Annotated in this window: 25 protein-coding genes and 2 pseudogenes; 24 read left to right on the top strand and 3 right to left on the bottom strand. The window is 37.1% G+C overall.

Features of this window, described 5'->3' with window-relative positions; all coding sequences use genetic code 11:
* Positions 1 to 87: 87 nt before the first annotated feature.
* From JFU24_RS06880 to JFU24_RS06800, 18 genes are all read left to right on the top strand, one after another.
* On the top strand, positions 88 to 423 hold the full coding sequence (locus JFU24_RS06880; RefSeq protein ID WP_201249771.1) for a hypothetical protein: 336 nt from the start codon (positions 88 to 90) through the stop codon (positions 421 to 423).
* Positions 424 to 621: 198 nt separating this feature from the next.
* The gene (locus JFU24_RS06875) at positions 622 to 1,518 is read left to right on the top strand and encodes a serine hydrolase domain-containing protein (RefSeq protein ID WP_201249770.1); all 897 of its coding nucleotides are present in this window, start codon (positions 622 to 624) and stop codon (positions 1,516 to 1,518) included.
* A 155-nt stretch (positions 1,519 to 1,673) separates the two neighbouring features.
* Entirely contained in the window at positions 1,674 to 2,822 is a 1,149-nt protein-coding gene (locus JFU24_RS06870; protein ID WP_242485298.1) for a phage portal protein, read from the top strand.
* Positions 2,812 to 3,534, top strand: coding sequence for a head maturation protease, ClpP-related (locus tag JFU24_RS06865; protein WP_201249769.1), 723 nt, complete (start codon positions 2,812 to 2,814; stop codon positions 3,532 to 3,534). The genes JFU24_RS06870 and JFU24_RS06865 overlap by 11 nt, the downstream gene beginning before the upstream one ends.
* A gap of 12 nt (positions 3,535 to 3,546) precedes the next feature.
* Positions 3,547 to 4,692, top strand: coding sequence for a phage major capsid protein (locus JFU24_RS06860; protein WP_201249768.1), 1,146 nt, complete (start codon positions 3,547 to 3,549; stop codon positions 4,690 to 4,692).
* Positions 4,693 to 4,736: 44 nt separating this feature from the next.
* Positions 4,737 to 4,988, top strand: coding sequence for a phage gp6-like head-tail connector protein (locus tag JFU24_RS06855; RefSeq protein WP_201250889.1), 252 nt, complete (start codon positions 4,737 to 4,739; stop codon positions 4,986 to 4,988).
* Positions 4,975 to 5,343 carry a head-tail adaptor protein gene (locus tag JFU24_RS06850; RefSeq protein WP_201249767.1) on the top strand — a complete coding sequence of 123 codons (369 nt, stop codon included), beginning with the start codon at positions 4,975 to 4,977 and terminating at the stop codon, positions 5,341 to 5,343. Before JFU24_RS06855 ends, JFU24_RS06850 begins: the two co-directional genes overlap by 14 nt.
* Positions 5,340 to 5,732, top strand: a complete 393-nt coding sequence (locus JFU24_RS06845; RefSeq protein ID WP_201181327.1) for a hypothetical protein — start codon at positions 5,340 to 5,342, stop codon at positions 5,730 to 5,732. Before JFU24_RS06850 ends, JFU24_RS06845 begins: the two co-directional genes overlap by 4 nt.
* Entirely contained in the window at positions 5,732 to 6,121 is a 390-nt protein-coding gene (locus tag JFU24_RS06840) for a hypothetical protein (protein ID WP_201181325.1), read from the top strand. Before JFU24_RS06845 ends, JFU24_RS06840 begins: the two co-directional genes overlap by 1 nt.
* 37 nt (positions 6,122 to 6,158) lie before the next feature.
* On the top strand, positions 6,159 to 6,788 hold the full coding sequence (locus JFU24_RS06835) for a major tail protein (RefSeq protein ID WP_201249766.1): 630 nt from the start codon (positions 6,159 to 6,161) through the stop codon (positions 6,786 to 6,788).
* The gene (locus JFU24_RS06830; RefSeq protein WP_201249765.1) at positions 6,788 to 7,279 is read left to right on the top strand and encodes a head fiber protein; all 492 of its coding nucleotides are present in this window, start codon (positions 6,788 to 6,790) and stop codon (positions 7,277 to 7,279) included. The genes JFU24_RS06835 and JFU24_RS06830 overlap by 1 nt, the downstream gene beginning before the upstream one ends.
* Before the next feature lie 256 nt (positions 7,280 to 7,535).
* Positions 7,536 to 7,889: an S-Ena type endospore appendage gene (locus tag JFU24_RS06825; protein ID WP_201249764.1), complete on the top strand. Its 354-nt coding sequence runs from the start codon at positions 7,536 to 7,538 to the stop codon at positions 7,887 to 7,889.
* A gap of 142 nt (positions 7,890 to 8,031) precedes the next feature.
* The gene (locus tag JFU24_RS30710) at positions 8,032 to 8,520 is read left to right on the top strand and encodes an S-Ena type endospore appendage (protein WP_201249763.1); all 489 of its coding nucleotides are present in this window, start codon (positions 8,032 to 8,034) and stop codon (positions 8,518 to 8,520) included.
* A 141-nt stretch (positions 8,521 to 8,661) separates the two neighbouring features.
* Positions 8,662 to 9,024 (top strand): phage tail assembly chaperone G, encoded by a 363-nt coding sequence (gene gpG / locus JFU24_RS06815; RefSeq protein ID WP_201249762.1) that lies wholly within the window; start codon positions 8,662 to 8,664, stop codon positions 9,022 to 9,024.
* A gap of 38 nt (positions 9,025 to 9,062) precedes the next feature.
* A complete protein-coding gene (gene gpGT, locus JFU24_RS31270) occupies positions 9,063 to 9,209 on the top strand; it encodes a phage tail assembly chaperone GT (protein WP_446728288.1) in 147 nt (48 codons plus the stop codon).
* A gap of 36 nt (positions 9,210 to 9,245) precedes the next feature.
* Complete coding sequence (locus JFU24_RS06810; protein WP_201249761.1) at positions 9,246 to 10,349, top strand: tape measure protein; 1,104 nt, start codon at positions 9,246 to 9,248, stop codon at positions 10,347 to 10,349.
* A gap of 41 nt (positions 10,350 to 10,390) precedes the next feature.
* Positions 10,391 to 10,540, top strand: coding sequence for a Fur-regulated basic protein FbpA (gene fbpA / locus JFU24_RS30185; protein ID WP_274608126.1), 150 nt, complete (start codon positions 10,391 to 10,393; stop codon positions 10,538 to 10,540).
* A 123-nt stretch (positions 10,541 to 10,663) separates the two neighbouring features.
* Positions 10,664 to 10,891 (top strand): hypothetical protein, encoded by a 228-nt coding sequence (locus JFU24_RS06800; protein WP_201249760.1) that lies wholly within the window; start codon positions 10,664 to 10,666, stop codon positions 10,889 to 10,891.
* A 387-nt stretch (positions 10,892 to 11,278) separates the two neighbouring features.
* On the opposite strand, the gene JFU24_RS06795 is transcribed toward JFU24_RS06800, so the two are convergent.
* Positions 11,279 to 11,896, bottom strand: coding sequence for a DUF421 domain-containing protein (locus tag JFU24_RS06795; protein WP_053345446.1), 618 nt, complete (start codon positions 11,894 to 11,896; stop codon positions 11,279 to 11,281).
* 580 nt (positions 11,897 to 12,476) lie between these two features.
* Between JFU24_RS06795 and JFU24_RS06790 the strand changes: the two genes are divergently transcribed.
* Complete coding sequence (locus JFU24_RS06790) at positions 12,477 to 12,746, top strand: zinc ribbon domain-containing protein (RefSeq protein WP_201221197.1); 270 nt, start codon at positions 12,477 to 12,479, stop codon at positions 12,744 to 12,746.
* Positions 12,747 to 13,418: 672 nt separating this feature from the next.
* Here JFU24_RS06790 and JFU24_RS30705 read toward each other — a convergent pair.
* Positions 13,419 to 13,532, bottom strand: a pseudogene (locus tag JFU24_RS30705) (YjcZ family sporulation protein); the annotation flags it as partial.
* A gap of 272 nt (positions 13,533 to 13,804) precedes the next feature.
* Here JFU24_RS30705 and JFU24_RS06780 point away from each other — a divergent pair.
* Positions 13,805 to 14,143, top strand: a complete 339-nt coding sequence (locus JFU24_RS06780; RefSeq protein ID WP_201249758.1) for a peptidoglycan recognition protein family protein — start codon at positions 13,805 to 13,807, stop codon at positions 14,141 to 14,143.
* Between the two features lie 321 nt (positions 14,144 to 14,464).
* Here the strand turns inward: JFU24_RS06780 and JFU24_RS06775 are convergent, their stop codons facing one another.
* Complete coding sequence (locus JFU24_RS06775; RefSeq protein ID WP_201249757.1) at positions 14,465 to 14,767, bottom strand: hypothetical protein; 303 nt, start codon at positions 14,765 to 14,767, stop codon at positions 14,465 to 14,467.
* An 836-nt stretch (positions 14,768 to 15,603) separates the two neighbouring features.
* Between JFU24_RS06775 and JFU24_RS06770 the strand changes: the two genes are divergently transcribed.
* The 4 genes and pseudogenes from JFU24_RS06770 (at position 15,604) to JFU24_RS06755 (ending at position 19,951) form a co-directional block, all read left to right on the top strand.
* Positions 15,604 to 16,662 carry an alkene reductase gene (locus JFU24_RS06770; protein WP_201249756.1) on the top strand — a complete coding sequence of 353 codons (1,059 nt, stop codon included), beginning with the start codon at positions 15,604 to 15,606 and terminating at the stop codon, positions 16,660 to 16,662.
* Between the two features lie 270 nt (positions 16,663 to 16,932).
* A pseudogene (locus tag JFU24_RS06765) lies at positions 16,933 to 17,885 on the top strand (terminase TerL endonuclease subunit); the annotation flags it as partial.
* A gap of 407 nt (positions 17,886 to 18,292) precedes the next feature.
* The gene (locus JFU24_RS06760; RefSeq protein WP_201249755.1) at positions 18,293 to 19,639 is read left to right on the top strand and encodes an FAD-binding oxidoreductase; all 1,347 of its coding nucleotides are present in this window, start codon (positions 18,293 to 18,295) and stop codon (positions 19,637 to 19,639) included.
* 153 nt (positions 19,640 to 19,792) lie between these two features.
* Entirely contained in the window at positions 19,793 to 19,951 is a 159-nt protein-coding gene (locus JFU24_RS06755) for a hypothetical protein (RefSeq protein WP_201250992.1), read from the top strand.
* Positions 19,952 to 19,957 lie beyond the last annotated feature (6 nt).

Here is a 19,957-nt window from a genome sequence, read left to right as displayed (position 1 = left end):
AAGGATGTTATTGATTTTCTTGTTGAACTATCGGGGCAGTTTAGTTAAGGAAGAACTTAGATTATTCTAGAGATTGAAGAGGAATTTTTGTTAAAATTAAAGGATGAAGAATTCGAAAGGATATCTAAGCTAATGATGAAAACAATTCTTATATATTTCGCAGGATTATTAGTTTATCTTATATTGATAGCTAATTATGAATCTCGATTTGATAATCCATCTGCCATAATCTCTACTTTAATTTTTATAGTTTCAATTTTTATCATTGATATTTTAAAAAGAATATTTATCAAAAAAAATAAAAGACTTACTTCAACTAACGGGTGCTTTACTTCAATAACAGGGGTTGCTTGCGGCAACTTTTTCTTATGGAACTATCGGGGCAGTTTAGTTGAAGAAGAGGTATTTTTAAGAACGTGTTGAAATAGTTAATAAATGGAGATAATTCGATTTAACATTTTTTGGGTGGAGAGTTGATTCGAAGAAAAAATCTTGAATACATACAGCTTCTCGTTGAAACTAGAAATGAATCTGCATTAAAACTTTATAAATCTATTGGATATGAAATTGAAAAGGAAGAAAAAAGATATTGGATTAATTAATAGGGGGATTCCTAGGCGAATGAAATACTTAACCGATTTTGAAAATAAACTAAAAAAAGACAAAGTTGATAGCGCCCTTGTTCAACTCAATAACACTGTGTTATTTGAATATTATCGAAACAATAAGATGAAAGAAAAACAACATAAAATATATTCTGTCACAAAAAGTATCTTATCCGCACTGATCGGGATTGCGATAGACAAAGGGTATATCGAAAATGTTAACACACCTATAATTAATTACTTTCCGGAATTTAATAAAGATAAAGAGAATCAGAGAATCACAATCAAGCACCTGCTGACAATGACGTCAGGTTTACATTGGCCGGGTAATAGTGGTATGATACCCAGCAAAAATTGGGTCAATTTTGTACTTCATCAGGGCATTGATAATCCCCCTGGAAAAGAAATGGTCTACAGTTGTGGTTCTTCACACTTGTTAAGTGCAATAATACAAAAGACAACTGGATTAAATACAGAAGTCTTCGCCAAAAAGTATTTATTTACGCCTCTTGGAATAACAGATTATAAGTGGAACCATGATGCTCAAGGCACAGCCATAGGTGGATTCGGATTAACGATGAAAACGGTTGATATGTTAAAAATCGGTACGCTATATTTAAAAGATGGAGTATGGAAATCCAAACAAATCGTACCCTTTCACTGGATTGAGGAATCTACAAGTCCCAAGGTCAAAACTGATGAAAATTATTCATACGCATATCACTGGTGGAATATAACATTCGACAATCAAATAGGTAGAATTTTTTTTGCGTATGGATTTGAGGGACAGTATATTATTGTCGCACCTGACTATCAATTGGCAACGGTTTTCACTAGCAGTATTAAAGATGATGAATTAAGACCTTTATTTTATTTAAAGGACTATCTATTGCCTTATGTCATCAATCAGTAAGTGCTTTTTCGGTCTCGTCTCTTTTTTTATTTAACTAACGGGTGCGTTAGTTCCATAGGATCTAATAAAGTAGACCACAATAAGTGGTCTCTTTTATTTGTTCAAAAATTAACAATAATGATTAACAAAGCCATTTTAAAAAAGGAGGTGAGATATTGGGAATATTAGATCTGGTGAAAAGCAGAAATAAAGAACTTGAATTCATGTTTGATTTTGATTTAATCCAAGATACTTCCAAGAAAATTCACATGAAACAATTGGCTATCCAAACATGTATTAATATGATTGGCCGCACCATCAGCCAATCTGAATTTTATGTGAAGAAAGATAAAAAGATTGTGAAGGATGAAATGTATTATCGATTAAATGTAAGACCCAATCCAAACATGTCAGCAAGCCAATTTTGGCAGACGGTTGTTCACAAGCTGATATATGACAACGAGTGTTTGATTATCCAGTCAGATACCGAAGATCTATTAATTGCTGACTCATTCACACGAGTCGAATATGCCCTGGTCAATGATTCATTCAAAGATGTAACCATTAAAGACTATACATTTTCCAGGACATTTCAAATGAGTGATGTTATTTATCTGGAATATAGCAATAAAAAACTCTCGACTTTATTCGATGGTTTATATTCCGATTATGGAGAACTATTTGGAAGAATCATAGAATTTCAGAAACGTAAGAATCAAATTCGTGGCTTCGTAGATATAGAGGCTGTCACTGATAAATCAGAAAAGAAGCAGGAACAACTACAGACTTATATCAACAAAATTTACAATGCTTTCACCTACAAGTCAGTAGCTATTGTTCCACAACAAAAAGGCTTTAAATTAGAGGAACTGAAAAACGCTACTCAGCTTCAAAGTGTGGATGAAGTCGCAAAAGTAATTGATGGTTTTTTAGATCAGGTTGCCAAAGCCTTAGGTATTCCAGTTTCGTTACTTCACGGTGATATAGCTGATGTAGAAAAGCCTACACGAAATTACATGACGTTTTGCATTGATCCTTTTTTGAAAAAAATTAGGGATGAATTGAATGCCAAGATGATTGATAAAAAGGAATACCTGGCAGGTAAGAAGATGGAAACTAAACGGGTTTCTTACAGTAATATGTTTGATGTCGCCACTGCTGTCGATAAGTTAAGATCATCCGGTACTGTAAACGGAAATGAACTGCGTGAGGAACTTGGTTTGGAAAGGGTGAACGATCCTATGATGGATAAATACTTCATAACCAAAAACTATCAAGAAAGTTCAGAAGCTCTTAAAGGAGGTGAGAATAAAGATGAAGCATAAAATCAAAGGTGACATTATTAACTGGAATTCGAGTATCTGGGATTTTAATAATCGTATGAGAGCCATAAAAGAAGATGAGGACATTGAACTTGAAATCAATTCATATGGTGGTGACGTGTTTTTAGGTATCGACCTCTGCAATACTTTACGATCTCATAAAGGGAACGTAACTGTAACTATCACCGGTCTTGCCGCAAGTGCTGCGTCAATTATCTGTATGGGTGCCGATAAAATCAAAGCATATTCTAATACTCAAATGATGGTCCATAATGCTTGGACAGTTGTAGCTGGTAATGCAAAAGAGCTTAGGAAGGCTGCTGACGATCTCGAAAGCATAGGTGAATCTGTATTAGCCTCTTATACACACAGAATTGACGCTGATACGGCTAAAAAACTATTAGACGAAGAAACATATTTATCGGCTTCAAAAGCGTTAGAACAGGGCTTAATTGATGAAATTATTGATGCCGAGCCAGAAGAAGTCGAGTCAGAAATATTCGAGAACAAAGCAAAAGCATTTAACAATAAAATTACGGCTGCTGTTGCACCGAAGCAACCTATCTCTGCATCAGCATCAGGCATCGACGAAAACACATTAAAACAAATGTTTGCTGAACTTAAAATTGAAATAAAAAATGAAATAAAAAAAGAGCCTGATCAAGACCCTGTTGAACCAAAACAGAACTTGAGCACGCTCTTTTTACATTTATAGGAGGTATGGATAATGACGATTAAATTTAATAATTTTGCAGAGAAAAAACAGGCATTTGCTAAAGCAACACAGGAGGGTAGTGCTGATGAACAGTCTGCTGCGTTAAATAATATGCTGGAAGCGTTGGCTCAGGACGTACAGGGCGATATTATGAATCAAGTTAATACATCTATGCTTGACCGTTCCATCATGCAAGCCAGGGGCGCTAATGTCCTTACGAGTGAAGAGACAAAGTTTTTCAATGTCGTGATTGAAAAGGGTGGGTTTAAAGATACAGAAACACTTCCTAAAACAACACAAGAACGGATTTTTGATGATCTAGTTGAAGGGCATCCATTACTGCAGCAACTAGGTATTCAAAATCTTGGTGCGGTTACAGAATTCATTTATGGAGATCCGGAAGGTGCTGCAGTATGGGGCCCATTATTCGGAGACATCCAAGGGCAACTAAATGCAACGTTTAGAAAAGAGTCTATCAGCCAACTTAAGTTAACAGCTTTTATTCCTCTATCAAACGACATGCTAAAACTTGGACCTGTATGGGTGGAACGCTATGTTCGGACTATGATTTCAGAAGCAATGTCCGTTGGTCTTGAGCGTGGATATGTTGCAGGGACAGGGAAAGACATGCCGATTGGATTGTTAAAAGATTTGAAGGGATCTGTTGTGGACGGTGAATATCCTGACAAGAAGTCTGCTGGCATCCTTACATTTGAACCAGGTAGGGCGACAATCAATGAATTAAAAGGTGTTGTAGAAAAATTATCTATTCGTCCAGTTGGAAAAGATGAAAAAGAAAAGGTACGCAATGTGGCTGGAAAAGTTGTAATGATTGTCAATCCCTTTGATAACTTTAGCATCCAAGCTAATGCGACCGTCCAAAATGCTGCGGGGATTTATGTGACAAGCTTGCCATTTAATCCAAACATTACTGAATCCATGTTTGTGCCAAAAGGCAAAGTTGTATTCTTTATTCGTGGTGAGTATATTGCAGCTGTCGGTGGAGCGATGGAAGTGAAGAAATTTGATCAAACATTAGCGATGGAAGATGCAACACTTTATATTGCAAAACAATATGCTACTGGTAAGCCAAAAGACAATTACGCAGTACAAGTTTATGACTTAGACTTAGACTTGGAAGGCGGCCTTGAGGGGTGATTTAATTGGTCACAGATGAACTATTAAAAGAATTTAAAGAACGTATGCATATTTCCCATTCGAGTGAGGACGACAATTTAAAAAGATTGTTGTCCTTTTCTATTGAAGACTTGCAGGATAAATGCGGGTATTTTGATATAGAAAAGAACGGAAGGGCCAAGGAGCTGGTTTTTGAACGTACTCGTTATACCTATAATGATGCCCTTGAATACTTCGATGATAATTTTCTTAGTCAGATTACTAGTTTGGGATTATCGATAGCATTAAAAGAAGGTGATCCAGATGAAGCCGTTTAAATATAAACCACCAAAGGTTAATACAGGAGACTTGCGTACTCCCGTTATTTTTTATGAGTATGCAGCAAATGAAGGACCTGAACCGGGTGAATCCGAAAAAAGGGTTCTCTATCGTACTTGGGCCAAGATTGATAATGTTTGGTTGAAAGACTTGGAGATTGCTAAGGCTAACGGGACTTTATCTGATATCACGATCAAGATACGAGACCCACAAGCAGACTATATCCCAAATAATAAGCATTATCTTTCCATTGATGCTCCTGAATACCGAGACAAGCGATATAATGTCAAACACGTTCAACCTGACTTGCAGAATAAGGCGTTTATCACAATCGTAGCGAGGCTAACCGAATGAGTGTAAAGATCAAAGGTGAAAAAGCACTGGTTGCAGAACTTGAAAGACGTATTGGAAAAATGAAGGCGCAGCAATTAAGTGATAAAGCCTTAAAACGTGGTGCCCAAGTATTTATAAAGGAACTAAAAAGTCAATTTGCATCCTTTAAAGATACCGGAGCATCCATTGAAGAAATGAAAATATCAGAGCCGATGTGGGTAGCTGGTGTTAGGACTGTTAAAGTTTATTGGCGTGGTCCGAAAGAACGTTATCGAATCATTCATTTAAATGAGTTTGGCACCGTACAAAACCCAAACCCAAAAGGGAAGGGTTCAATTGCAAGAGCAATGAGAAACGCTGAAAGGGCTTATCGTGAGGCAATTAAACGATCAATAAGGGAGGGAATTTAATGGATGTATTAGGGATGGTCTATAATGAGCTGATTGCTGACCCATATATTAAGGAGAAGGCTTCTGGAAGGATTAAATTTTATGATTTTCCTGAAACCAGCAGCGTGACAATGGCTCCTAATATCATCATAGATCCATTAGATGTACCTCTTCCTAAAGATTTCGCTGATGATACCTGGCTAACTTATGATTGTCTTTATCAAATTGAAGTGTGGTCAAAGAACAGGACCAATTCAAGAGAATTATCTGAACAAATCGGAAAAGTTATGTGGAATTTTGGTTTTCATCAAGGTACTGGTCCCGATGAATGGGATGAAGAAACAGGAATCTACCGGGACGCCAGAAGGTATCGGGGAAAATTATACAGAGACGATCTAGACACTTTATAAGGTGTCCTTTTTATTATTTAAAATAGGAGTGATTAATTTGGCAGAAGAGAAAAAAAGCTATAGAGCATCAACCGGTGTAAATGAATTTTATTATGCGGTTTTAACAGATGACGATGACCATTCATTTACGGCTGGTGAAATTACCCGGATTAAATTTTTACAAAATATTGAGGTAGAAATGCCGCAAGAAGCGATGAGGGCGTATGGGGATAATGGTACAGCTGAAATTGCTATTTCAGGTGGAAATGTAACAGTATCCACTCAATTTCACAAAGTACCGATTCAGGATAAGAATATTTTATTTGGTTTAGAAAAAGTGGATGGTCTTTCTTCTATTGGCGGTGAGGATGTGCCACCTTATGTGGCAGCGGTATTTACCAAGACATTTGAGGACGGTTCTAAAGAGTGGGTGGGGCTTACAAAAGGAATGTTCATGCGTTCTAAAATTTCCGGTAAAACCAAAGAAGAAAACAAAGAATTTGATAATGAAGAAGTTACTGGAGAATTTATGGAGCGTTATGTTGAGGGAGCCTCTTCTGAAAAATCTGTTCTTTTCGGTGCTGACAAAAAAGGAGAAACAGATAAGCGTGATTCTTTATTTCAAAAGATATTTGGCAAGCCTTATCCAGGAACAAATGATGGAGAGCAAGGTGGTGTTGAAGGATAATGACAAACTTTAAAGCTTTTGTAGTTGAAGATATCCAGGTCAACAGATTAGTAGTATTAGCAGTCAAAGAAAAAGAAAATGAAATAAATATTCGTTTAGCCCAAGAAGGCGAAGTCCCTGACTTTTTAGCAACAAGAGCGATCACAGAAGGTGAAGAGGTTTATGTGACCATTAAGAATAGAGAAACGTGGCAGGTCGAAGCGGGAGAAGACATTCAAGCAGGAGTTTCTGTTGGGACTGGTAAAGATGGAAAAGTAGTTGAAGCTCTTGGAGAAGATGCACTTCCTATCATCGGATATTCCATAAATGCGGCAAGTGCGGGGGAAGTTGTTAGCTATGTCCGTAACGTAAAAGGCGGAGGAGAAGGTGTTCCGGGCCCAAAAGGCGACAAAGGCGCTACTGGTGCTAAAGGTGACAAGGGTGTTGATGGATTCCCGACGGAAGAACAGTGGAGCGAATTATTAGCAAGAGTAGAGACACTAGAAGGATAAAGAGCAAGAATATTCTTGATTTAAGGCTCTGTTAAAGGGTGTTGTTGATTTTCTCGTTGAACTAATGGGGCAAGTTAGTCGAGTATGGATATATTTTTAGAAACAAGATTTGTTTTATAGAAAAAAATTAAGTAGTAGCCCTTTCTAATTAATGACTGAGCACATTTTACTGTAATTCCACCATTATCCTGAACATTTTTTTAATAAAATCATTAAATAATGAGAGGACAACCTCAAAGAATGGGAGGAATGATTTATGTGTGGTTCTAATGGTATGGGCGGTTGTTGCCCTCCAGCACAAACGTTTCAAGAACAAATTTGTGGTAATTTTAATAATCCAGGTATTGGGGTAATAGATCAGGTGGTATTTAATGCTCCAATTGGCGATTATATCGAAGGGACTTTTGAAATTTTTAACTCTGCATCCAGCTCAGGAGTTGTAACAGGTACAGTCAATACTTCAGTCGGTCCTTCTGTTGGTGTAGGACCCGTTCCACCAGGAAATACCTTTGCAAGTGCAGTGAGAAATCCGATTTCTTTCAGCCTTGATATACCAGCAGGATCAAGTGGTACGTACTGTATTACTCTGTATAAGCGTGTATTAGCATAGTTTAGTTAAAAGTAAAAAGGAGTTCTCATTTTGTATAGAGGACTCCCTTTTGTTGAGAGCAATACTGGGTGATATTTGAAACGAATGTCTGAAATTGTAATAGTGTATAGAGTTGTCCGTTTACAGAAATGAGGAATCATTTGTGGGAAATGAAAAGAACAAGAACAAGAAATGTAAATGTAAATGTAAATGTAAATGTAAATGTAAATGTGAATGTAAATGTGAAAAAAAGAAAAAAAAGAAAAAAAAGAAGACCAGGTCACCTGAGAAAAGTTGCTTTCCTATACCAAATTGCGATAAAAAAATCTTCTGTACGGATATTTGTGGAAATATTCATTTAGATCAGGATGTTCACGATTTGGAGATTTGGAAAAAAGAGCTGAATGAAAAAGCGATGGTCACCGTTTCCGTTTTCAACAGTGCCTGGAGTATTGGTTCTCTTCAAGTTTTCGTGGTTTGTATGGAGGGAAGTCCTGTAGTATTAAATATACCAAAAGGAAACACACTTTCCGCAACCATAGAAGATGTTATTTCTATTTTCGTGGTACGTGAAGAGGGAGGAAGAGTCGAGGGTAAATTCTGTTTAGAAATTTGTTTTCCTTTCCATGACAAAAAATCCTTCTTCAACTAACGGGTGACATCCTATTAGCTGGTTTAGTTGAAAAAGAAGCACTAAAGAAGACCACAATATAAGTGGTCTCTTTTTATTTGTTCAAAAATCATCATAAATGTTTAGCAAAGCCTAATTTAAAAAACGAAGGGATGTTTTGAAATGGCAAATTTAAAAAGAAACATGATCGAATTGGTGAAGGAAGTGAAGGAAGGTGAAATTGAAACGGTAAAGTATCTCACACCTGTATTCATTCCTTTTTCAGTAGTTTATGAAGCAATCGATATGACACAAGAAATTGAAAAAAGCGAAGATGCTAAAAGTGCTACCTCTGAAAAAGAATTGATTGATAAACTGTTAGATTTTGTAGCAAACAAGATTTATAACAAGCAATTCACAAAAGAAGATTTATTTAATGGCCTACACGCCCCAGATGCTATCCAAACCTTACAAGAACAAATTATGTTTGTGGCTCAAGGCCACCAAAATGATGAAACAAAAAAGTTCTTGGCGAAGAAGGGTTAACGGATGAAGACTTTTCCCCAGCCAAGCAAAAAGAATATATGGACAAACTCATCCTTAATCTCATGAAAGATGGTAAGGATATCAACGAAATATTGGGTATGCCTTACTATTTTTTACTTGAAATATTAAGAGAAGAAAATAAACCAAAACAGGAGAAATCCTTAATCGCCGCATTCGGAGGTTAGGGATTTTTTTATTGGTATGAGAAGGGAGGGGGATTGATGGAGAAAATAGAAGGCCTTTCGATTGAACTTGACCTTGACTCCACAGCCCTCAATCGTGGTCTAACTGGGGTAAAAGATAAGTTAAGGACTGTAAACAGTGAAATGAAGGCAAACATGTCAGCTTTTGACCGTGGTGATCGTTCTATTGGGAAATACGAAACACGTTTATCTGGATTGAATAGGAAACTAGAAGTACAAAAAGAGGTCACGAAACAAGCCAAGGCTGAGTACGAAAAGATGGTCAGAGAGAATGGAGAAGGGTCGAAAAAAGCGGATGAAGCAGCCAAAAGCTATAACAATGAAGTTGCTGCTCTAAACAACTTAGAACGCTATGTTGGTGGTGTAAAAGAAGAACTAAAAAAAATGAAAGAAGAACAACGAATTGCTTCTTCTGGATGGACAAAAGCTGGCGACTCTCTTATTAATTTCGGAAATGGTTTGAAATCTATATCAGACAAAACAAAGGATTTAGGAAAAAGTTTAACCAAGAAACTTACTTTACCTGCTGTAGGGGCGGCATCGGCACTAGCGAGCATAGCGCTGGTTAAAGGGTTTAATCGCCTAGTCGGAATAGATACAGCCAAAGCAAAATTAAAGGGGCTGGGTCACGATGCTAAAGGCGTAGAAAAAATAATGGAGTCAGCCCTCGAATCCGTTAAAGGGACATCATTCGGATTGGACGAAGCTGCAACAACGGCAGCTAATGCTGTGGCTGCTGGAGTTGAAGAGGGGACGGAATTAACAAGGTATTTATCCTTAACTGGTGATGCGGCAGCAATAGCCGGGGCAGGGTTAGGTGAGATGGGATCTATCCTAAATAAAGTCCAGACATCTAATAAGGCTTACAACGGGGAATTACAGCAATTATCTGACAGGGGATTGCCCGTTTATCAGTGGTTGGCAAAGGAAGCAGGAGTGACCGGAGAAGCGGTATTTAAAATGGCTTCCGATGGTGAAATATCCTCCGAAATGCTGATGAATGCCATTGAAAAAAACATTGGCGGAGCAGCTGGAAAAATGGGTGAAGAATCATTTACTGCTGGGATCGCTAATATGTGGGCGGCTGTTGGTCGCCAGTTGTTGAAAAGAGGTTTTATATGATTAGTTCTGTATCTACTAATCAATTAAATTAATCGATAGAGTTGCAAAGGGATTATTTTAAATCTGAAATTTTGAAAATGAATTATTTCAAAACTCCTGAGGGTCGACAATTATATGAACTTTCCTTATCCGAATTAGAAAGCATTTTTGATACTGAAAAAGCAAAAAGCCAAAGCGAGGAAAATACATGACTCTTAAAGGAAAACGTCGGTTGAAAAAGTCTCTGGTAAAGAGAAAAAAGGATAGGTTGACTCGTGCATTCAGAAACATTTTTGTTATGTCGGGTTATTTGGAAGAGTAGAGGAGGACTGTTATTGATGGCAAAGAAAATTCAACCGGTTATCATTCGTCGTCAAAGGAAGTATGAAGCTGAGCAAGCTATCAATGATTTAGAGGCGAGAGGATTTGAGGTTATTTCTCCTCTTAAACAGCAAAATCCTCAATCTGAAGTGCTTCATAATCTTTCATTCGAACAGAGGAGATTCAAGGTAGAAGATTTTTCTTCTCCTTGGATTGCTAAGTTAAGAAGAATCGAAGAGTAGACACAAACTGTGATTGTTACAGTCCGAAAAAAGTAACTATCCTCGGACGAAATAGCTACTTCTAAAATCGGTTTCCTATATTTAAGGGAGATATAGGTGTTCTGCTCATTTTAATATATGTGTCAAAGATTGAAAGATAAAAATATTATCTGTTTTGATGGAAAGTCTGTATAAAATGTTCATATTCCAACATTCCCAGTTTGAAATATTACTTATTACACAGTATTTAATCTTATAATCGTCAACGAACTGTAAAACAATTTTTCACTTGATAGGCTTCTTTCCTCTCTCTTGTTAGTGGTAATCAGACTTTAAGTGCCTGTCATTACAACATAGTAGGGCCTGACTAATTCAATTTTACTAGTAAGGCAGATGGGAAAAGGTAGATTATTTAAGACGTTTGGGATAAGATGAGTCCCCTTCTTTAATTTTGGAAAAAAGATTTAATCTTGTTTCATCAGGTTTATTTTCTGATTGCATTTTCGAATTAATATTTAATTTGGTGGAGAGTTGTGTAAGTGCATGCTGAATTTTTTCTATATCTTCTTTGGTTGCGAATTTCTTATTATTAGTGAGTAAATATCCTAATTGTCCACTGGGTTCGATAGTGGCCCATTGTACATCTTTTATATTTTCTATCCCATTTTGTCGTAGGAGCATTTCAAGTGCATCAACAGAAAGTCGAAGTTTTATTAAATTTTTTTCATTTATTGAGCCATTCTCGATAACAATCTTTGACTTGCCAGTTAAAAAAATTTCGGCAACATCCCATTTCATTTGGATGTATTCAATTAGTAGTAAAGTTCCAATGAGAATGGTTGCAATCGCAAAAGTAACCCAAAGATTTTCGCCAATAACAGGGTGTATTAAAAGGGTCCCTATAAAAATCATGATAACAGTTGTTTCAGTAGTCATTTTGGAGACAGACCTTCTACCTGAAATGCGTATTAATAATATTCCAAAGATGACAATTAACATCGTTTTCCATATCCAACTTATATCCATAATTTAGCACCGCCACGTTACTTGGTGCTATATAGTCTTTGATTAATAGTTAGTTGATATACAGTTTTGATAAAAATAATGCGGGACACAGACGAACGATATCGCAGATCGAGGGAAAGGAAGGTATCAACGATATGGGCTATTCCCGAGAAGAACAAGAAACTTCGTTGATTGATTTTTGACAACAGTACAGGCAAGTGGAGCGTTTACTCTATTGTTCCTAAACACATTCGAAAACTCTCTAATTTCCGTCTTTATGTTCAAATGCGTAATAAAAGGTCTTGATATATATCGTAAGCCTGTTTTAACTTAGGGCTGACAGAAAGGCACTTATTCAGCACTTCTGATTCAGTGCCGATGAAGCGGTCGCAAGAATGAGTAAACAATTGGCAACCATTGCAACTGATATGAATCATCTATATAATTAGATGAATTACGTATAAATGGAATCCCTAATAAGGGCCATTTACTAGATTTCCTAGATGAAATTAATATGATGGCTGTGCATCGGCGAATCAGTTTAAACTCGTAAATGTGAATGATGACAAATTCAAAACTTAACAAAATCGGAGGAATAAAAATGGCAAAACCAAACATGTGTCAAAGCTGTGGAATGCCCATGAAAGTGTCAAGTGACTTTGGAACTGAAAAGGATGGGACACCGTCAGAAAAATACTGTCACTATTGTTACGAAAATGGTGAATGGATGCATCCTGATGTAACATTCGATGAATTTTATGCATTCAGTTTAAAAAGGTTTCAGGAATCAGATATGAATCGGGTTGAAAAATTTTTTCTCAATAAAATGTATACAAAAAAATTCTTAAAAAAATTAGAGCGCTGGCGCTAAAACACAAAATTGTGCAGGTGATGAATATGAAAACGAAATCAGAACCAAAATCAGGTGGTTGGAAGCCATTTTATTACCTAATCAAACAATCCCATCCGTCCGAGAAAAAAACTCGAATCTTAAATTATTGGAATAACGCAGGAGTTGTAATTCTCTAAGGTGCATGAGTGTAGTTCTAACTGCCAATTGGAGGGCTTTTTTTTATTTCACTAACGAAGAATTTATGTAAATTACTTCAACTAACAGATGCTTATCTTCAATAAGATAACTAAAAGATATTTCATAATCGGGCGCTTTAATGAAGTAACTAAAGCCTAATTTCTCGGTGTTAAAAGTGAGAAATTAGGCTTTTTATATTTGGATTGCTTTACCGTTGTAAATCTGTATTTTCCTGATGTTACTCCCTTAGCGTATGTTTTTCGAGTTTTGTTGGTAGGACCCCAGTAGGAACAAACTGTGCGGTAACTAAAAAACTAAATCGCAACAAATTTCAAGTCGTCTCTAAATTTTGAAACGGCTTTTTATTTTAGGCTCTGTTAAAGGATGTTGCTGATTTTCTTATGGCGGAATAGATAAAAAAGGCCGACCAATAAGGGTCGGCTTTTTTTTATACTATTTTTAACAACATGCGCCATATCCGTAACCGCCGCCGTAACCGCCGCCGTAGCCGCCTCCACCAACAAAGCTAGCTCCAACAATGATTAAGAGTATAAACAAAACGACTATAAAGGCGAAACCTCCACCAAATCCAAAGCCGTCGTCACACCTTGATTCACAACCTGACATAAAGACATCTCCTTGTTTGTTTTTTAAGGAGGAAAAACTTAAATGGGTTATATTACCTTATGCTCTAATCAGGAAAATGACACTTAATCTTTAACAAAGCTTTATTTAAATAAAAAGGAGACGATGAAAGATGATCTTTTCTAAACTACCCCAATTAGTCGATATGAGAGGGGAATTAAAATCAAAAGGCATGTATTCAAAACGTACGAAAACAATCACTCACCGTGTATCACCATTCACTTACAAAAAAAATTTGCAACGGAAAAAGGGCTATGATTGTATATGCGAATGATATAGACAAACTCACTTATCATGTAGGGAACAGCAATCAATTTTCGCTTGGTATCTGTGTTGCTGGAGACTATCGATATGACGATATAGATGAAGCCACACTTGCAAATATTGCAGAACTTCACACTGCACTTGTTAAAAATGGGATAGGGAAGTGTGATAAAGCCCATAATGAAATGCCAGGTTATAGTTGGAAAGCTTGTTGTGAGTATAACTACAGAGAAGTTTTTGATTGGAAAGGTTCAAAGACACCAGCTAAACCATCTCCAGCACCTGATGTTTACACTATCCAAGAATGTAAGAAAAGGCGGGGCATGTGAATTATACACAATCTGGATTATAACTAATTCAAAGGGGTATTTTAACCTTATTTTGCATCGGAAAGGCAAATAAAAGTGGATGAATTAATGGCTCTATTTTAGAGGGAAGGATTTCCGAACGATAAACGGACACTGATTCATTTTGCATGTGATAAAGTAATAGTATGGAAGTTTTGAAGAAGACTTCTAAATAAGGCGTGATGGTTTTTAGCTGTTGCACCTTTTCCCTTTTTACCTGAATGGTTTATTATTCGTGGTTGCTTGGAATATGGCCGAGCGACCCTTCTTTTTGTTCACTGTAAACCAGACAAAATGTGATGATTACTGTTCTTTTGAAATATTATTATTCCTTTTCTTTTTTACTAAAAGAATGATAGCAATGATAAAAGCTATTACGCTATATATCCAGGTAAACATAAAAGCAATGCCCAATCCGATATTTGCATCCACATATTCGCTGTTCACATGATCTATGGCTAAATATAGAAGCGGCGCACCTCCAATGATGAGCAGGATGACCAATAGAACATTCTTTTTCGTATTCCTGGTTGATAAAAAAATAATAATGAAGGATAGCAAGAGAAACGCTTCTGAAGCTATCGTCAAAGTTACCAGATTGCTCATAATAATTCACTCCTAATCATAGTTACATAAATGGAATACATTTTTTTAGATGTGTTCCCTTATATCTATGTTCCTTTTCGTCCCTTTTTCATAAATCCCAAAATATTTTTTATTTACCTTTGTTTACTGCTGATTATTGAAACTACTGCGGCACATACATAACTACATGATCGTTTAACAAGTGACCCGGTTAGTGTAGCCGTGGTGTCTGGTTTAGAGTGAATATTGGCATCACTCAGGACATGCAGAATAAATACTAAACAGGGTTGAGAATCAAATAAACCTTTTTTTTTGCCTAAACAGTTAGACATAAAAACTTTATTGTTCAACTCGATTATTTAAGGGGCCTGAAAGCTTTATAAAGCAACGGTTTGACGATGGTGACGAAGTTAAACTCCTTATGTCTTGAAGATAACTCAGAGGGGTGTTTTTGGCTAGATTCAAGCGAAATTCGATATGGAATAGTAATGTTTATACATATTAAATCGAAACAATGACCGTACGAAACTTCCATTAATTTGGGTGCTAAAGATTAGCCTAAGTCATAACCGAATTTACAAAGTGACTCGTTTGAGTCGCTTTTTTGTTTGAAAAGAGAGGCAGTCCAAATCAAAGAAATGGAAAATGTGCGCTAGGAGCATCACCCTCAATTTTTAAAATCCTATTAGTAACAGCTGAATGGATTGTTTATTGGTCTTAATTACAATATCTTACCAATTAGCTCCGGTGATGAAGTGAATCATTTGAAAATTAACCACTTTTCATATAATCTTACACATAATGGTTACTAAAAGTTAGCTTTCTCAATAAATAAGAGGTTAACAGGAGGAATTCAAATGAATCAAATAAAAACTAAGCTTTTTGAACCTGTAACAATTGGTGCATGGGACTTAAAAACAAGAACAGCAATGGCTCCTATGACACGGTCGTTTGCTGATGATAAAACTGGTGTTGTGAATGACCTAACCGTAGAGTATTACCGAAAGCGAGCTCAAGATGCAATCGGACTTATCATTACGGAAGGTGTTGTAATTTCACCAAGAGCAAAGGGTAATCCTGGCGTTCCTGGGCTCTACACTCAAGAACAAATTAATGGTTGGAAAAAAGTTACCGAAGCTGTACACGCTGAAGGCGGAACCATTATTGCGCAAATCTGGCATGTCGGCCGTGCAAGCCACCACGAAATTGCAGGAGGACTTCCACCACAGGCTCCTTCCCCTTTTGCTGCTGAAGGAAAGGTTTCACGATTCGGAAAACCTTTTGATATTCCTGAGGAAATGACAGAGACAGATATTGCAGAAGTAGTCAGCCAATATGCGCAAGCTGCAAAAAATGCGATGGAAGCCGGCTTTGACGGCGTGGAAATTCATGGTGCACATGGCTACTTAATCGACCAGTTTAACTCTGACACTTCCAATAAAAGGACGGATCGGTACGGCGGTGATTTAAAACAACGCCTGACATTTATGAAGGAAGTGCTAACAGCAGTCATTGATACGGTTGGAGTAGACCGTACCCTTATTCGTTTCTCGGCTTTAAAAATTGACCAGCCATCTTACATGTGGGAAGATCCTGAATCAGCGATTCAAACGTTTATTGAAGCTTTTAAAGAAACAGGCGTCAAAATGATTCACCCTTCTACAATGGAATTTACCAAACCGATTGCCAGAGGGCTAACCATGCATGAATTGGTACGTCGCCACTGGGATGGAGTTATAGTTGGTGTAGGCGGGCTTGATGCTGAAACAGCAGAAGACGCACTAAAAAAAGGCACCATTGACGTTGCCGCGATTGGCCGTCCGCTTATCGCCAATCCGGATTATCTTGCACGAATTAAGCAGGATAAAAAACTTGTTGATTACGAAGCAAAAAAACATTTAATTCAATTGGTTTAATAGAGAAAAAACAGGAAGCTTACTTGTTCATGTCAGCGTACCTTCTTTTCGGGGCAGGTTAGTTTTGAAGTTAATTAGGGGATTTGCAGGAATGGGAGTAAGTATGGTAGGTACAATTATACTTGGAATAATCCTAATTTTAATATTAATTACAGATTCAAATAAGTAAGAAAATTGAAAAGAACCATTTGATTGATTAATGATGTTCTTCTTAAACTAACGAGAGCGATACTTCAATAAGAGGTATCGTTTTTCTTATTGAGCTAACAGGTGCGTGAAGGATTCCTAGACAAAATGAAAGAACGAGCTATGAACATCCTTGAAGGAAAAGACCTGGTTGACCCTTTATTCCCTTTCATCTGTAAAATTGGATGACCCTAACGAGTTTTGGGAAAAGGCGAATCCTATGTTCAGCGAACCAAGGAGCCCATATGCCAAAGGATTATTCAAAAAGGTATTAACTCAATTTAAGCAACTTGCTAATAATCCAGCTAACCGAGAAGAATTCATGACCAAAGGGATGAATCTTCAGGAAGTGGACTTGGCAAAAAGTGTAGCAAGCTGGGAAGATATCCTGGCCACAAACAGACCATTCCCTGACTTATCGCACCGAACCTGTGTAGGCGGTTTGGATTTTGCCAGTATCAAAGACTTTGCTGCAGTCGGGTTGCTTTTTAAAGTCGGTGAGGATTACGTTTGGAAATCCCATTCATTCATTCATTCGTAAAGGGTTTTTGGATATCGTTACGCTAAAGGTACCTATCAAAGAATGGGAACACCTAGGGCACATCACCATTGTGGATGAGCCTTTTATTGATATCCGTCATATTGTTAATTGGTTTGTAGAGATGCGTGGGCAATACGGACTGACGAAAATTGTAGCTGATACTTTCCGTTTGGATTTAGTAAGAACCGCATGAGAAGCAGAGGGATTTGAATTAGAATTTATACGTAATCCTAAAGCCATTCATTCCTTATTAGCGCCGAGGGTAGAAACATTGTTCGCTAAGAGTAATATCATCTTTGATGACAACTCACTCATGCGTTGGTATACCAATAATGTCTATGTTCACATTAAAAAGGATGGGAACAAGGAATATTTGAAAAAAGACGAATTTAGAAGGAAAACAGATGGTTTCCAGGCGTTTATCTACTCTTTATTTAAAGCAGATGAACTTTTAGTGGATGACGTGGACTTTTTCTTGGATGATATAGATTTTTAAAAGGCTCTGTTAAACGATGTTGTTTATTTTCTTGTGGAACTATCGGGGCAGAATAGTTGAAGAGTCGCTGTTTGATCTTTATTCAACAATTGGGCCATTTAGCTTAGTAAGAGGTTGAATAAAACCCCACTTTTTTATGATCATCCTTCCTAGAGATTCCTCCAACTTATACAAGCCTTACCCAACCAAATATTTCTGTTCCATATCCTATGATCATTGTTATTAATCCTATTAATATATCCCCAGCATTATCAGTCTAGGTTGCATATTTTTTATTATTTACATTAAATATGATGTATAGGTACATTTTTTTGAATTTTAAACGAAGAAAGAAAAATAGGGAATTTGGAAAATGAATTGTTTCATAGTTTAGCCCGAATACTAAATTAAGGTTAGGGGTTGAATTGATGGTATTAAAAATACGACTGACAGGACGAGTCATCTTTAAAGGAGAACCAGGATATGAACAGGCACGCCTAAACTGGAACCCGTACGTTGATACCTTTCCCCTTGTATTTGTTTTTGCTCAAAGCACGAAGGATGTTACAAATGCTATAAAATGGGCACGAATGAACAATGTGCCGATTCGGGTTCGGAGCGGACGACATGCATTGGACAAAAATCTTTCAATAGTTAAAGACGGTATTGTTATCGATGTGAGTGATATGAAAAAGGTGCAGTTAATTAGGGAGAAAGAAGTAGCTATCGTCCAAACTGGCATCAATGTAGGTCCACTAGTAAAGAAATTAGCACAGGAAGGCTTCATGGTCCCATTCGGAGATAGCCCAACCGTTGGAATTGGCGGAATCACCTTGGGTGGAGGGATGGGGCTACTTCAGCGATCAATTGGCTTTATCAGTGACAATCTCATTGGATTGGAAATGGTTGACGCCAATGGAACAGTCTTAAACGCAAACAAAAACAACAATTCAGACCTTTTATGGGCTTCTCGCGGTGGAGGTGGGGGTAATTTCGGAATTAATACTGAATATAGGTTCAAGGTACATCATGCCCCCGCTGAAGCAACAGTATTCGAAATTATTTGGCCATGGAACCAACTAGAGAAAGTTTTCAAGGCGTGGCAAAAATGGGCTCCTTTTGTTGACAACCGACTAGGTTCTATATTAGATATTTTCTCTAAAAATAATGGGTTGCTTCATGCAACAGGACTATTCCTGGGTTCAAAAACGAAACTAACTAGCTTGTTAGAGCCTTTAACGAGCGTAGGTACTCCAACAAAGGTGTTTATCCAAGAATTGTCCTATCCGAATGTTGTTGAACATCTGATACCAGATGAACCAATCCCTGGAAGAGCAGACCGGAATTATAAATTTTCATCGGCTTGGGCGACATGTCTGTTTCCGGATGAAGCAATCAAGATCATGCGCAGTTTCCTAGAAGAATCGACCGGAACCGAATCCAGTTTCTTTTTTCTGAACTGTGGTGGCGCTGTAAGTAGAATCTCTTCTGAGGAGACTGCTTTTTTTTGGCGCAGTCCGAAGTTTTATTTGGAGTGGAATACAACCTGGACACAAGACTCTGAGGCATCAAGGAATCTTGCATTGGTTGCAAGAACACACCAGCAGTTGAATCCTTTCGTTGAAGGGGCCTACGTAAATTCTCCAGATCAGAATATTATAAACTTTGGACCGGCTTATTATGGAACCAACTTTGATAGATTACAAAGAATAAAAGCCAAGTATGATCCCGAAAATGTATTCCACTTTCCGCAAAGTATACCTCCTAAATTTTAAATATATCTTTTGCATTTATCATTTTTTATGTATTCAGATATCTAGAATTGTTAGTAGGAAGTAACAACTTCCAATAACTGGCATTATAGTGCGACTAAGATCAACATTAATGTTAAAAGCCTTAAAAAAGGGAGGTGAGAAATTGGGATTTTAGTGAAAAGCAGAAATAAAGAACTTGAATTCATGTTAGTCTTTGATTTAATCGAAGACACTTCCAAGAAAATTCACATGCAGCAATTGGCGATTCAAACAGGTATCAATATGATTGGCCGAACCCATCAGCCAATCCGAGTTTTATGTAAAGAAAGATAAAAAGTT

It is taken from the genome of Peribacillus sp. TH27, from assembly GCF_016650915.1.
Lineage (GTDB): Bacteria > Bacillota > Bacilli > Bacillales > DSM-1321 > Peribacillus > Peribacillus butanolivorans.
The sequence above is the reverse complement of the archived record's forward strand: the minus strand, read 5'-3'. Positions and strand labels throughout refer to the sequence as shown.

What these genes read in the sequence shown, in the direction of transcription:
- JFU24_RS06875 (WP_201249770.1), top strand. Translation starts at nt 622, where the DNA reads ATGAAATACTTAACCGATTTTGAAAATAAACTAAAAAAAGACAAAGTT.
- JFU24_RS06865 (WP_201249769.1), top strand. Translation starts at nt 2,812, where the DNA reads ATGAAGCATAAAATCAAAGGTGACATTATTAACTGGAATTCGAGTATC.
- JFU24_RS06860 (WP_201249768.1), top strand. Translation starts at nt 3,547, where the DNA reads ATGACGATTAAATTTAATAATTTTGCAGAGAAAAAACAGGCATTTGCT.
- JFU24_RS06855 (WP_201250889.1), top strand. Translation starts at nt 4,737, where the DNA reads ATGCATATTTCCCATTCGAGTGAGGACGACAATTTAAAAAGATTGTTG.
- JFU24_RS06850 (WP_201249767.1), top strand. Translation starts at nt 4,975, where the DNA reads ATGAAGCCGTTTAAATATAAACCACCAAAGGTTAATACAGGAGACTTG.
- JFU24_RS06845 (WP_201181327.1), top strand. Translation starts at nt 5,340, where the DNA reads ATGAGTGTAAAGATCAAAGGTGAAAAAGCACTGGTTGCAGAACTTGAA.
- JFU24_RS06840 (WP_201181325.1), top strand. Translation starts at nt 5,732, where the DNA reads ATGGATGTATTAGGGATGGTCTATAATGAGCTGATTGCTGACCCATAT.
- JFU24_RS06830 (WP_201249765.1), top strand. Translation starts at nt 6,788, where the DNA reads ATGACAAACTTTAAAGCTTTTGTAGTTGAAGATATCCAGGTCAACAGA.
- JFU24_RS06825 (WP_201249764.1), top strand. Translation starts at nt 7,536, where the DNA reads ATGTGTGGTTCTAATGGTATGGGCGGTTGTTGCCCTCCAGCACAAACG.
- gpG (WP_201249762.1), top strand. Translation starts at nt 8,662, where the DNA reads ATGGCAAATTTAAAAAGAAACATGATCGAATTGGTGAAGGAAGTGAAG.
- gpGT (WP_446728288.1), top strand. Translation starts at nt 9,063, where the DNA reads ATGGACAAACTCATCCTTAATCTCATGAAAGATGGTAAGGATATCAAC.
- JFU24_RS06810 (WP_201249761.1), top strand. Translation starts at nt 9,246, where the DNA reads ATGGAGAAAATAGAAGGCCTTTCGATTGAACTTGACCTTGACTCCACA.
- JFU24_RS06795 (WP_053345446.1), bottom strand. Translation starts at nt 11,896, where the DNA reads ATGGATATAAGTTGGATATGGAAAACGATGTTAATTGTCATCTTTGGA.
- JFU24_RS06790 (WP_201221197.1), top strand. Translation starts at nt 12,477, where the DNA reads ATGGCAAAACCAAACATGTGTCAAAGCTGTGGAATGCCCATGAAAGTG.
- JFU24_RS06780 (WP_201249758.1), top strand. Translation starts at nt 13,805, where the DNA reads ATGATTGTATATGCGAATGATATAGACAAACTCACTTATCATGTAGGG.
- JFU24_RS06775 (WP_201249757.1), bottom strand. Translation starts at nt 14,767, where the DNA reads ATGAGCAATCTGGTAACTTTGACGATAGCTTCAGAAGCGTTTCTCTTG.
- JFU24_RS06770 (WP_201249756.1), top strand. Translation starts at nt 15,604, where the DNA reads ATGAATCAAATAAAAACTAAGCTTTTTGAACCTGTAACAATTGGTGCA.
- JFU24_RS06760 (WP_201249755.1), top strand. Translation starts at nt 18,293, where the DNA reads ATGGTATTAAAAATACGACTGACAGGACGAGTCATCTTTAAAGGAGAA.